Annotated in this window: 19 protein-coding genes; 8 read left to right on the top strand and 11 right to left on the bottom strand. The window is 37.6% G+C overall.

Translation table 11 applies throughout. The annotated features are described in order from the left end of the window. The first annotated feature begins 144 nt into the window (after positions 1-144). The 5 genes from scpB (at position 145) to ACQ86H_RS12195 (ending at position 2178) form a co-directional block, all read left to right on the top strand. The gene (gene scpB / locus ACQ86H_RS12215) at positions 145-711 is read left to right on the top strand and encodes an SMC-Scp complex subunit ScpB (protein ID WP_431295012.1); all 567 of its coding nucleotides are present in this window, start codon (positions 145-147) and stop codon (positions 709-711) included. Between the two features lie 86 nt (positions 712-797). Then, entirely contained in the window at positions 798-989 is a 192-nt protein-coding gene (locus tag ACQ86H_RS12210; RefSeq protein ID WP_431295011.1) for a hypothetical protein, read from the top strand. Positions 990-1061: 72 nt separating this feature from the next. Further along, the gene (locus ACQ86H_RS12205; RefSeq protein WP_431295010.1) at positions 1062-1238 is read left to right on the top strand and encodes a hypothetical protein; all 177 of its coding nucleotides are present in this window, start codon (positions 1062-1064) and stop codon (positions 1236-1238) included. Positions 1239-1324: 86 nt separating this feature from the next. Further along, positions 1325-1570, top strand: coding sequence for a hypothetical protein (locus ACQ86H_RS12200; RefSeq protein ID WP_431295009.1), 246 nt, complete (start codon positions 1325-1327; stop codon positions 1568-1570). 131 nt (positions 1571-1701) lie between these two features. Continuing rightward, positions 1702-2178, top strand: a complete 477-nt coding sequence (locus ACQ86H_RS12195; protein WP_431295008.1) for a hypothetical protein — start codon at positions 1702-1704, stop codon at positions 2176-2178. 162 nt (positions 2179-2340) lie between these two features. Here ACQ86H_RS12195 and ACQ86H_RS12190 read toward each other — a convergent pair whose 3' ends face one another. The 8 genes from ACQ86H_RS12190 to ACQ86H_RS12155 form a co-directional block, all read right to left on the bottom strand. Continuing rightward, positions 2341-3270, bottom strand: a complete 930-nt coding sequence (locus ACQ86H_RS12190) for an EamA family transporter (protein WP_431295007.1) — start codon at positions 3268-3270, stop codon at positions 2341-2343. A 4-nt stretch (positions 3271-3274) separates the two neighbouring features. Next, the gene (locus ACQ86H_RS12185; protein ID WP_431295006.1) at positions 3275-3754 is read right to left on the bottom strand and encodes an Lrp/AsnC family transcriptional regulator; all 480 of its coding nucleotides are present in this window, start codon (positions 3752-3754) and stop codon (positions 3275-3277) included. A 201-nt stretch (positions 3755-3955) separates the two neighbouring features. Continuing rightward, the gene (locus tag ACQ86H_RS12180; RefSeq protein WP_431295005.1) at positions 3956-4192 is read right to left on the bottom strand and encodes a helix-turn-helix domain-containing protein; all 237 of its coding nucleotides are present in this window, start codon (positions 4190-4192) and stop codon (positions 3956-3958) included. 77 nt (positions 4193-4269) lie between these two features. Beyond that, the gene (locus ACQ86H_RS12175) at positions 4270-5622 is read right to left on the bottom strand and encodes a UDP-N-acetylmuramate--L-alanine ligase (protein WP_431295004.1); all 1353 of its coding nucleotides are present in this window, start codon (positions 5620-5622) and stop codon (positions 4270-4272) included. Between the two features lie 144 nt (positions 5623-5766). Beyond that, positions 5767-6615, bottom strand: a complete 849-nt coding sequence (prmA, locus tag ACQ86H_RS12170) for a 50S ribosomal protein L11 methyltransferase (RefSeq protein WP_431295003.1) — start codon at positions 6613-6615, stop codon at positions 5767-5769. Further along, the gene (gene tpiA / locus ACQ86H_RS12165) at positions 6616-7377 is read right to left on the bottom strand and encodes a triose-phosphate isomerase (protein WP_431295002.1); all 762 of its coding nucleotides are present in this window, start codon (positions 7375-7377) and stop codon (positions 6616-6618) included. It lies immediately after the preceding gene. 71 nt (positions 7378-7448) lie between these two features. Beyond that, a complete protein-coding gene (locus ACQ86H_RS12160; protein WP_431295001.1) occupies positions 7449-8591 on the bottom strand; it encodes a putative sugar nucleotidyl transferase in 1143 nt (380 codons plus the stop codon). 71 nt (positions 8592-8662) lie between these two features. Then, the gene (locus ACQ86H_RS12155; protein WP_025142617.1) at positions 8663-8911 is read right to left on the bottom strand and encodes a type B 50S ribosomal protein L31; all 249 of its coding nucleotides are present in this window, start codon (positions 8909-8911) and stop codon (positions 8663-8665) included. A 289-nt stretch (positions 8912-9200) separates the two neighbouring features. Here ACQ86H_RS12155 and ACQ86H_RS12150 point away from each other — a divergent pair, with 289 nt between their 5' ends. Both ACQ86H_RS12150 and ACQ86H_RS12145 read left to right on the top strand, forming a co-directional pair. Next, positions 9201-9368: a hypothetical protein gene (locus ACQ86H_RS12150; protein ID WP_165902591.1), complete on the top strand. Its 168-nt coding sequence runs from the start codon at positions 9201-9203 to the stop codon at positions 9366-9368. Positions 9369-9376: 8 nt separating this feature from the next. Continuing rightward, positions 9377-10114 (top strand): hypothetical protein, encoded by a 738-nt coding sequence (locus tag ACQ86H_RS12145; RefSeq protein ID WP_431295000.1) that lies wholly within the window; start codon positions 9377-9379, stop codon positions 10112-10114. On the opposite strand, the gene ACQ86H_RS12140 is transcribed toward ACQ86H_RS12145, so the two are convergent. From ACQ86H_RS12140 to ACQ86H_RS12130, 3 genes are all read right to left on the bottom strand, one after another. Then, positions 10071-10355, bottom strand: a complete 285-nt coding sequence (locus ACQ86H_RS12140; RefSeq protein WP_138821685.1) for a hypothetical protein — start codon at positions 10353-10355, stop codon at positions 10071-10073. The genes ACQ86H_RS12145 and ACQ86H_RS12140 overlap by 44 nt on opposite strands. 307 nt (positions 10356-10662) lie before the next feature. Further along, entirely contained in the window at positions 10663-10911 is a 249-nt protein-coding gene (locus ACQ86H_RS12135) for a VOC family protein (protein WP_431295386.1), read from the bottom strand. Between the two features lie 2 nt (positions 10912-10913). Next, the gene (locus tag ACQ86H_RS12130; RefSeq protein ID WP_431294999.1) at positions 10914-11069 is read right to left on the bottom strand and encodes a hypothetical protein; all 156 of its coding nucleotides are present in this window, start codon (positions 11067-11069) and stop codon (positions 10914-10916) included. Positions 11070-11186: 117 nt separating this feature from the next. On the opposite strand from ACQ86H_RS12130, the gene ACQ86H_RS12125 reads away from it, so the two are divergent. Further along, positions 11187-12398: an IscS subfamily cysteine desulfurase gene (locus ACQ86H_RS12125; protein ID WP_431294998.1), complete on the top strand. Its 1212-nt coding sequence runs from the start codon at positions 11187-11189 to the stop codon at positions 12396-12398. Positions 12399-12483 lie beyond the last annotated feature (85 nt).

Here is a 12483-nt window from a genome sequence, read left to right as displayed (position 1 = left end):
AGACGTTCTTATAGAATTGATATAGATATTTAATAACCTAACCTAAAACTATATCTTAATTCAGGTTTCATTTGTGTGTTGAAAGCGGTCTTGTTTTTAAAAGCGAGACCGCTTTTTTTATGCCCAAAAATTCTATTTTTGTATATGCCCAACCACACCATCACCAGGCACATCGAAGCCCTTGTATTTTCTTCCAGCCAAAGCATAGGTACACAAGAAATTATACTTGCCCTAAATGCAGTTTTCAATGAAGAATTTACCGAAGCACAGGTATTCGAAAGCATAGAACAGATTGAGGAAAAATATAGTCACGATGATTTCGCCATCGAACTGGTATTTTTAAACAACGGTTATCAGTTTCTCACCAAAAAAGATTACCACGAAACCGTTAACCAACTGCAGTTACATCGCTCGAAGAAAAAACTTAGTCAGGCTGCCATGGAAACACTGGCCATTATTGCTTATCGCCAACCCATTACGAAACTTGAAATTGAACAGATCAGAGGAGTAAATTCGGATTATTCAGTACAACGCCTGCTGGAAAAAGAGCTGATCAGTATCGATGGAAAGGCAGAAACTCCTGGCAGGCCCATTCTTTACAGCACCAGTACATTATTTATGGATTATTTTGGTTTAAATAACCTAAACCAACTTCCGCAGTTAAAAGATATCGTTAAAGAGGAAAATACTGTGGGAGAAAATGTGGAATAAATAAATTAATTTATTTATTCACAGGTTGTTATTAAAAAAGTTTTTTTGTATTTTTAAACTATAAAAGCAATTTTTATTTTTGTGTTATGAAAGCGCCAAAGAAACTACCAACTAAGCCAACTACCAAGAAACAGGTAGATGAAGATGATGATCTTGAAGATGACGATATTCAAACAACCAAAAAGAAGCCTCAAGATGATGACGATGATGATTTTGATATGCCATTAGATGATCTTGATAATTTCGATAATTTCGACGATGACTACGACGATTATTAATATTTAATATATATATATTTGAAAAAGCATCCGCCCGCTTGGTAGGATGCTTTTTAATTTTAAAATCTGCCCATGCAAGTTATATCCGTAAGCAATTTATCATTAAAAAAAGACTTTCTAGATACGCCCAAAATTCTATATAAAAACGATAAAAACTGGATCTGTCCGTTGGATAGTGAAGTTGAAAATGTTTTTAATCCTGAAAAAACACTTTTTTTGCGCATGGAAAATGTACACGTTGGGTTTTAAAAGACAATAACGGAAAACTGATTGGCCGTGTAGCAGCCTTTATCAATGAGAAAAAAGCATACCACTATGACCAGCCAACGGGCGGAATGGGTTTCTTTGAATGCATTGATGATGAAAAAGCTGCCTTTCTTTTATTCGATACAGCCAAAAACTGGTTAACTGAAAATGGCATGAAAGCCATGGATGGTCCGATTAATTTTGGCGAAAATGATAGCTTCTGGGGCCTGCTGATTGAAGGCTTCACTCCGCCATCATTCGGCATGAACTATAATTTCCCTATTATCAAAAGTTTTTCGAAAAATATGGTTTTGCTACCGAATACGAACAGTTAACCAATCACATCAATCTTACCATTCCTTTCCCTGAACGTTTTACCAAAATTGCCAACTGGGTAAGAAATAAACCGGGTTATACTTTCGAGTATTTCAGCAAGGCCAATTCCAGCAAATATATTAACGATTTGATGGAAATTTATAACGACGGCTGGCAGGATTTTGAAAATTTTGTTCCCATTAAAAAGGAAACCCTGGAAGAAAGTTTCAAAAGTATGGAGCCGATTATGGATGAGCATTTGATCCAGTTTGCATACTTTAATGGCGAACCAGCATCTTTTGTGGTATTGATTCCGGATGCCAACCAGATGATTAAAGGTTTTAATGGTAAATTGGGTTTAATTGAAAAATTAAAATTTGCTTACCGTCGCTGGGTGGGCGTTACACGCATGCGGGCCATTGTAATGGGTACTAAACCTAAATTTCAAAAGCACGGTTTAGAATCGGTACTTTTTATCCGCTTAGGTGAATATGTGTTGCCTAAAAACCAATACAAAGAACTCGAATTGAGCTGGGTAGGTGATTTTAATGAACAAATGATCGCTATACATAAAGCTACCGGCGCAACTTTTGGCAAAAAACACTTAACGATGCGTAAAGTATTTTAAACTACTGATAAGCCAAGGTTCGTGTCTCCACGAACCTTTTTTTAGATTTTGCCACAGATTCACTGAAAACACAGAAGAATTCAACTTCAAGCTTCTTTATTTTTACTTTACAGATTTCTCCATTCCGTTGCACTACAGTCGAAATGACGTTTAAGTTATAAACTACACACTTTTATACTTCGGAAGATTAATCAGCAGTACACTTCCCAAAATTATTACCAGTCCGATCACCTGCGTAAGGCCAATCACCTCATTAGTAAAGGTTAAACTCAACAATACAGCAACTACTGGGTTTACATAAGCATAAGTACTCACCTGTGTAGCCGGACGTACTTTAAGCAACCACACATAAGCACTGAATGCTGCAATGGAACCGAATAAGATCAGGTAAATAATGGATAGCCACGCATCCAGCGATATACTACCCCAATCCAATAATTTAAATTCAGATTTCACGAATGCTCCTGGTAAAAAAGCCAAACTGGCCATCAACATCTGCCAACCCGTATTAACAGAAACCGAACTACCTGTAGTAGGATGATATTTCGAATAAAGCGATCCCCCTGCCCATGCTATTTGTCCGAAAACCAGCAACACCATGCCAATAATCTGTAAGTTACTTTGAGGTTTATCAAGCGCCAGCCTAATCTGATCGCCAAACAAGAGTACAACCCCTAAAAATCCGATGATTAAACCTGAAACAATATATTTATTGCTCAGATTTTCTTTCCAGTGTGATTTATCGAGAATCACGAACCATATTGCTGCCGAAGCTACCATAATAGCCACTAAGCCGCTTGGTATAAATTGTTCTACCCAGATTACGATTCCATTACCTAAACCAAGCATTAAAATGCCGCTTATTGTAGCAATTTTGATGGTTCTCTTATTAAAAATATCCTCTCCTTTTATTTTACACCAGCTTAACATTAAAACTCCCGCGATGGAAAAGCGAACTGTTCCCAGGATGAATGGCGGAAAACCGGCCAGGGCCTTTTGAATGAAAAAATAAGTAGACCCCCAAACAATATATACGATAGCAAAAGCCAGGTAAACCATTACCGGAGATGCCGTTTTATTTAAATTTGTCATGGTTTTATTTTTCGGGAATGACTAATTGTTGCTGTTCTTTTACCGTTTCTAACACAATCGTTGTTTTCACGGATAAAATATTGGGAACTTTACTAAACTCATCACGCAATAAAGCCATCAAAGATGCCGAATCCGTAGTTCTCACTTTCACCAGGAAACAATCATCACCGGCTATTACGTGTACTTCCTGTACATCGGGAATTTTTGCCAATTCACTCGCTGTATCATTACAGCTGAAACTTTGCGAAGATTTCATGGAAATAAAAGCCAGCAACTTTAAGTCAACCGCAATAGGATTTACTTTGGCATTGTAACCGGTAATTACATTCTTTTTCTCAAGTTTTTTTACGCGTTCCAGCACGGCTGATGGGACAAGATCTAATGCCTTCGCTAAATCTACGTTCGAGATCCGGGCATTATCCTGCATGAGCCTGAGTATAGTCAGATCGATATGATCCAGACTAAAATTGTTTTCAATCACCATTCAATAAAACTATAAATATTTAGAATAAAATTCAAAATAATTTAAATAAAAATGAATTTTATTCTATTTAATAGCTTTATTATGATAATTAATCTGTTTAATAAAAAATATATCGAATTTTATATTCCTAGTTTATCATAAAGGTCGATTACCTTTTTACGGAGTTTATTAATTTCTTCTTCCTTTTCGATCAGTTCTTTTTTAAGTGCGCTCAATTCTGCAGAGGGTCTCCCCTACTGATTGACTATCAATCAACTGTACAACGGGAACTTTAAATGTTTTAGAAATCTGGAGTAAACGGGAAATATTGAGATCAGTCTGTCCCGTTTCTATTTTACAGAAAGCCGGAGTAGAGATATTTAATTTTTTAGCAGCATCAGCCTGACTTAACCCTAAAGCCAGTCTACTTTGTTTAATACGATCTCCGATGCTTTTCATAGTTTAATTAGATTTGAGAAGTGAGATATTAGATTTGAGACAAATCCCTTTCAAGCCTCAAATCTAACATCTCATATCTATTTATCTAAAGCAGCCGCCAGTTCGGGCAGATCGAAACCTGCATAATTGCCAGAGCTCATCATCAATAGGTTAGTATCTTTATAATTGAGGCTTAGCAGATAACCTTTCAGTTTCGCAGCATCGTTAAAAAATTTCAGTTTAGGATTCGCGAAAGCCTGTTGCACGTCATCTTCAGAAAAAGGCTCCATGCGTTTTTGCTCAAAAGATTTAATATCGATAAATACGATTGCCTCATCAGCTTTGTCCATTGCACCGGTATATTCTTTTAAAAAGTCTTTATTCAAACTGCTAAAGGTATGCAGTTCGATGCAGGCTACGAGTTTCCTACTGGTAAACTGCGCTTTAACTGCATCAATAGTGGCTTTTAATTTTGATGGAGAATGCGCAAAATCTTTGTAAACATTGGTCGACTCATCTGCTGAAATCACTTCTAAACGCTTGGCAGCACCAGTGAATGAAGCAATGGCCGAATCAAATTCATTTTCATTGATATCCAATTCTTTACATACCAGTTTCGCAGCATTCAGGTTCATCAGGTTATGATCGCCAAAGATCTTTAAAGCCGTTTCGTCCGGTAGCAGATAGGTTATTCCGTTCCTGATTTCATGCTTAGGAATGGCATAAGCTATTTTGGTTACATTAGCTTTTGAATTGGACACAATCTCATTCAGGTCAGCATCTGCTTTACAATAAATCAAAGTCCCATTAGCTTCGATGGTATCAATAAACTTATCAAACTGCAAGGTATAATCGGCATAAGTTGGAAACACATTGATATGATCCCAGGCTATACCACTGATTACAGCAACATTGGCTTTGTACAGGTGAAATTTAGGTCTTCTATCAATCGGTGATGATAAATACTCATCGCCTTCAATAATCATTACGGGAGCTTCTTCCGTCACTTTTACCATGGTTTCGAAACCCGCTAATTGTGCTCCAACAAGATAATCGAAATCACGTTTATAATAATTTAGCACGTGCAGAATCATACTGGTAATGGTTGTTTTACCATGACTGCCGCCAATTACTACACGCAGTTTATTTTTGCTTTGTTCGTAAATATATTCAGGATAAGAATAGATTTTAACGCCTAATTCCTGCGCTTTCAACAATTCAGGATTATCAATCCGTGCATGCATACCTAAAATTACTGCATCTAAATCTTTGGATATACGATTTTCATCCCAGCCCATTTCAGCAGGTAATAAACCATACTTATCCAAACGTGACTTTGCAGGCTCGAAAATTACATCGTCGGAACCTGAAATCTGATAACCTTTTTTATGTAAGGCAATGGCCAGGTTGTGCATCGCACTTCCACCAATCGCTATAAAATGTATGCGCATATTTTTTTTGTTTTAGATGTGAGATGCTAGATATGAGATTTGAGACTGGAGATATAACAACAAACTTTGCGCCCTAAAATCTTTAATCGCGTTTAGCGGTTTGCGTGTGGCGTTTAAGCCTTCTGCCTTTTAACCTTCCACCTTCTACCCTTCTACCTTTTTCTCAAACTGTGCCGCTACCCAATCACCATTCTGTTTATGATCAACGTATTTAATGCCGTATTTAGCACATTCGGCGGTAATCATTGCCAAATCAGGATCTAAATAAAAGCCACTGAAGAAAATTTTGCCTTCTGGTTTTAAAACATCAGCGTAACGGTGGATCTGATCTAAAAGGATATTCCGGTTAATATTGGCAAAAATAACATCATATTCCTCATCAGGAATGACTTCCTTGCTTCCACAAAGTGCCTTTAAATTATCTACATGGTTAAGTGCGGCATTTTCTAACGTACTTTCATAACAGATATCATCATAATCGATGGCCATTAAATTTTTAGCACCCAGTTTTGCTGCAAGAATAGCTAAGATTCCGGTCCCACAGCCCATATCGAGGATATTTTTGTCCTTGAGGTCGGCGGCTAAAATATACTGCATCACCATGGTGGTGGTTTGGTGGTGACCAGTACCGAAAGCCATTTTTGGATCAATTACAATCTCGTAAGGATACGATGGCTGTGGCTCGTGAAAGGTTGCCCTTACATAACATACATCATCAATAATCAGTGGACTGAAGTTTTTCTCCCATTCAGCATTCCAGTTTTCATCGGCAACATCTTCCAGAGTATAATCTGTTGCAAATTCTTCACTGTAATTATCTAACAGGTCTTTTAGTTCCTGCTCGCTAAAATTATCTTTAATTACGAAAGCTGTAAAACCACCCTCATTATCTTCGAAAGTATCGAAGCCTAAATCGGCAAGATCGCTGATGAGCAGATCCTGTTGATAATCTTCGATACCTTTGAATGTAAATATTGCTTTAATGTATTGCATTTAGCTGTTTAATGCTTTAATAATATCTGTAAAATCGCGTGATTTTAACGATGCACCACCAATCAGGCCACCATCAATATCTTTTTGAGAGAATAAACTTGCCGCATTACCCGGGTTACAGCTACCGCCATATAAAATGGTAGTATCATCAGCTACATTGAAACCATAATTTGCTTCAATTTCACTACGGATAAAAGCATGAATATCCTGTGCCTGCTCTGGAGAAGCGGTTAAACCAGTTCCAATTGCCCAAACCGGCTCGTAAGCAATCACGATCTTTTTGAAATCTTCTTCGGTTAAACTAAAAATACCTTCTACCAATTGTTTTTTCAATACTTCGTAGTAGCTACCGTTATTACGCTCGTCCAGCGTTTCGCCGATACAGAAAATTGGTGTTAAACCATTTGCCAGGGCAACTTTAGTTTTTTCAGCTAATAATGCATCGCTTTCAGCGAAATATTGTCTGCGTTCTGAGTGACCTAAAATCACATATTCTGCACCAACAGATTTCACCATTTTTGCCGAAGTTTCGCCCGTATATGCTCCACTTTCCTTATCGCTAATGTTTTGAGCGCCAATTTTAACATCGTTACCACCCAATTTTGCCAAGCTGTTTAAATGAATAAACGGGGAGCAAATAATAGCCAGCTGATCGCCTTTGCGTTCATCTTTAACCATATTTACAATTTCGCTGAACAACGAAACACCTTCGTTATAATCTAAATTCATTTTCCAGTTACCGGCAACAATCTTTTTTCTCATTTTGTATTATTTAATGGTTGGTTGATCTTCTTCAGATCAGGTTTTATATTAAAATCGTCTATACGATTCGGTTAATTCAAATACTTTCTCAAGAATATTCTTTTCTGTTTCATCAAAAACAATATCTTTTCTTGCAAATACCTTTTCGGTTGTTCCGAACATTTTATCCAGTCTATAGGTTTCAAAACAACTTGCACCCCCCAACTAAAATCAGGAATATGGTTTGGCGGTAAACCGGCACCAAAAATATTGGTACCAACCCCCACAACACTGCCGGTATTAAACATGGTATTAATTCCGCATTTGGCATGGTCGGCCATAATCAATCCACAGAACTGTAGGTTGGTATTCCGCATTTTCCGGCTTTCGTAATCGTAAAGTTTTACTTCTGCGTAGTTATTTTTTAAATTCGAATTATTGGTATCAGCACCGATATTACACCACTCCCCCATTACCGAATTGCCCAGATATCCTTCATGGCCTTTCGCTGAATTACCCCAGATTACAGCATTGTTAATTTCACCTCCTGCACGGCTATTTGGGCCAATTGTAGTGCCCGAATATATTTTCGCACCCATTTTAATGGATGAATTATCGCAAAGTGCAAAAGATCCCCTGATTAAAGAACCCTCCCAAACCTCGGCATTTTTACCGATGTAAATTGGCCCATAAGTACTATTAAACACGCTGCATTCGGCTTTTGCACCTTCTTCGAGAAAAATATCATCGCCAATCAATTGATTGGTACTACTTAGTTTTGCGGAACTGCGTCCTTCGGTTAACAATTTAAAATCTTTTCTGATCTCCGCTGGATTATTCCCGAAAATATGTTCAGGGTAAACAATCCGTATAAAATCTCCCTGGTATTCAATCTGCTTTAGCGACTTAACGGCTTCAAAACCGTGTTGATCCGAAATGTAAGCTACAACAACATCTCTTTTATAAAGTGCTTCACCTGCCTTAAGATTTGAAATTGCATTAAGCAAAGCTTCATCAGGACAAACAGAACCGTTTATGAATAAATCTGCATTAGGCTTTGGAGCAAATTTTATGGAAAGGTAATCCTGGGTTTGAAAACCAAAATCGGCCTTTAAATATTTGGCCCATTTTTCGGCAATAGTTAAAATACCAATGCGTAAATCGGCCACGGGCCTGGTAAACGTAAGCGGCCGTAGAGACATCCAGGAAGCATCATCAAATAGATTGATTGTCATAAGCAGCAAAAATAAAAAAGTCCCGATGCTTTTGGCAAAGGGACTTCAAAAAATGCTTTTTGTTGCTAAAATTATTTCTTAGCGTAACGGTTTTTAAATTTATCGATACGTCCTGCTGTATCAACCAATTTCATTTTACCAGTATAAAAAGGGTGTGAAGTATGAGAAATCTCTAATTTATAAAGAGGATACTCGTTACCATCTTCCCATTTAATTGTTTCTTTAGTATCTACACAAGATTTTGTTAAGAAAGCATATTCGTTAGACATGTCTTTAAAAACAACTGGTCTGTAGCTTGTTGGGTGCAAATCTTTTTTCATTTGAATATTATTTTTAGTTATTTGTGTGAAAGCATCAAGAACATTCTTGCAATTTGCTGGCAACAACGCTTATGACATTTCCTATTAGTCTTTCTACCTCTATTTTAGAGGATGCAAATATCTTAATTTTATTTTTGATTTACAAGCCTAATTAAAGAATTTTAAATTATATGGCTTTTCTACTTCGGGTTTAGCCAAAAGTACTTAAAAACAGATCGATGCAAAGCTAAACTTTTTCTACCTGAATATTGTTTTTCAGATATTTAAAAAATATATGTAAATTTGGTATATGAGAAAACATGGCGAATTAGATGGCATCATTCATGCCGATAGCAGCGGAAAGCTCTACATTAAAAGTCCTGATTTTTTTGCGCAGCCAAGGGTTATCGAAATGGTGGGTGCATTAATGCAATCGAGTATTTTTAAAAAGATAGAAAAGGATAAAAACAAGAAATAGTCTTATAGATGCCTTTTAACCTACTTTTATTTCCTCTTGTAGGCGGCTATTATATATTAATCAGGTTCAGGTACCTGCGGTATGTGCAATACCGGCTCGAAAGTCAGCGTATCTTATTAAACTCTGCTTTTGCGGGCATCTTATTACTCGGTGCATGTTTTATATTAAGGGCAATTTTTATTGCCATCTGGCCTGAAACAGTCGAACAGCTTAGCAAATTGCTTCCTATCCACGCGCCTTATTTCGGGACCACCAGCCTATCGTTATTAGTCGCGGTAGCTGCCACAGAAATCGCGAATCTTTTTATCAACCGCCTTAAAGCCATTAAAAGAGCCATCGCTACTTCTGGAAATGAATTTGAACTGTTATTAAGTTCATCTTTTTTCGACGCCCACCTTTTACAGTTTACTATGGATAGCGGCAAATTTTACATTGGCTGGGTTAAAGAATTGCCAAAACCCTTTACTACAAGTTACATTCGCATTACCCCAGCTTTTAGCGGTTACCGCAAGGCTGATGATAAAGAACTGGTTTTTACTACGCAGTATTTAACGGTTTATGCCAGTTATATTGAAGACGGCTCAGTAGCGAATACCGATGAACTGAAAACAGATCTCGTACTGAAAGCCGATAAAATCAATTCCATTTCTTTTTTGATATGGATATGTATAACCGCTTTAATCCGGCACAAGAAGAAACATCCTAATCCTTTTTCGGACTATATTTTTTCCAGGTTTCTATTTTAGCCTTCTGACGGGCGATGTAAGCATCGGCAATTACTTCTGCCGAACCGGAACCTTCTACCGTTTCCAGTAATTCTTTTAATTTATACTGATCTACATCTGCCTTATATAATAGCTGGATCAGTTTCGGAAAATCGTTATCGATGAGGTAAGCAAAAGCATCAACCATTGCAGCGCGCAACTGGCTTTCGGAAAGGTTATCCGGTATATCAAAATCTTTGCTGATGATAGTGATTAATGACATAGAATAGGGTTTTTAAGATTACAGGATTTTAAGATTAAAGTGTGTTAGAATAGGAGTTGTTAATATTGGGTTTAGGCAATTTGCATTTTCCGAAGAACCACAGTCCAACATTAAATAAACCTGATAAAAGCGGCAGCTCCCGATTCTTCATCGGGACTACAGCGGTTAGCAGGATTACAGGTGCTTTGGAATACACAACCATTCGTTTTCAAAAAAAGGCTTGCCAACTGCTTTAAGATCCCCGCATGCGAGAAGATGACAGATCTCAAAAATCACCCATTTCCCATTTTACCTCTCCCATCTTCCTTTATACCCATTTAATCTCCTGGCAAATTTCAATCAGCACGCCATTGGTGTCTTGAGGATGCACAAAACATACCATCTTATTATCTGCCCCTTTTTTTGGAGAATCGCTGAGCAGTACAAAACCTTCTTTATGCAGCCTTTCCATTTCCGCCAGAATATCATCAACCAGGAAAGCAATGTGATGGATTCCCTCTCCTTTTTTCTCAATAAATTTAGCAATTGCACTATCCGGAGCAGTAGCCTGAAGCAGCTCTACTTTGTTTTCGCCGGTTTTAAAAAAGCAGTATTCACCGATTCGTACACAACCTGCTCCGTTTTATAACAATCGGTATTAAGCAGTTTCTGATAAATCGCTATGGAACTGTTGAGGTCTTTTACCGCGATGCCGATGTGTTCTATCTTATTCATAGATTATAAGGTTATGTGAATGTAAAAATGCGGCTTTTATCTATAAGCTCATAGCTATTATTTATAATTGTTAAATAAGTTTTTTCGTATCTTTGTGATATAATTAACAGAATAGAGATGAAACAGCCGATATATTTAGATAATAATGCGACAACACCGTTAGATCCACGTGTGCTGGAAGCAATGCTACCTTACTTTACTGAGAAATTTGGAAATGCCGCAAGTCGTAATCACGCTTTTGGCTGGGTGGCTGAAGAGGGTGTAGATTATGCCCGTGAGCAGGTAGCCAAATTGATCGGCTGTACTGAAAAAGAAATTATTTTTACTTCAGGTGCAACTGAGGCCGATAACCTGGCCATTAAAGGTGTATTTGAAATGTACAAAGAAAAAGGTAACCACATTATTACTGCGGTTACTGAACATAAAGCAGTTTTAGATACCTGCAAACACTTAGAGAAAAATGGCGCACGCGTTACTTATTTAGGTGTTAAAGAAGACGGTTTAATTGATTTAGCTGAATTGGAAGCTGCTATGACTTCTGAAACTATTTTAGTTTCGATTATGTATGGCAATAACGAAATCGGCGTAATACAACCGGTAAAAGAAATTGCAGCAATTGCACACAAACACGGCGCTTTATTTATGACTGATGCTACGCAGGCAGTTGGTAAAATTCCTGTTGATGTAAATGCTGATGGTATTGATTTAATGGCTTTCTCTGCGCACAAAATGTACGGTCCGAAAGGTGTTGGTGTACTTTACGTTCGCCGTAAAAACCCAAGGGTTAAAGTAACTGCACAAATGGACGGCGGTGGCCACGAGCGCGGCATGCGTTCCGGTACTTTAAACGTTCCTGGTATTGTTGGTTTAGGAAAAGCCTGCGAACTTTGCCGTTTAGAGATGGAAAGCGAATCAATCCGTTTATCTGCGCTACGCGACAAGCTGGAAAGCACTTTAAACCAAATGGAAGAGAGTTATGTTAATGGTAATACACAACACCGTTTACCACACGTAGCTAATATTTCTTTCAAATATGTTGAAGGTGAAGGTTTAATGATGGCGATGAGTGATTTAGCGGTATCTTCAGGATCGGCTTGTACTTCAGCATCTTTAGAGCCTTCTTATGTATTGAAAAGTTTAGGTTTATCTGATGATTTGGCTCACTCTTCTATCCGTTATGGTTTGGGAAGGTTTACTACAGAAGAAGAAATTGATCAAGCCATTGAAGTAACTCAAAAAGCAGTTAACCACTTAAGAGAACTTTCTCCACTTTGGGAAATGTTTAAAGAAGGAATCGATTTGAGTAAAATTGAGTGGGCGGAACACTAGTTCAGTTTGGAGTTGGCAGTTTGCAGTTTTGAGTAAGCAAGCTGGTAATTGAAAACCAGGAAAAAGGTAGAGGGCTGGAAGGTTT

Source organism: Pedobacter sp. P26, assembly GCF_050632135.1.
In the GTDB taxonomy this organism is placed as follows: Bacteria; Bacteroidota; Bacteroidia; order Sphingobacteriales; family Sphingobacteriaceae; genus Pedobacter.
Note: the sequence above shows the minus strand (reverse complement) of the source record. Positions and strands in the feature narration are given on the sequence as shown.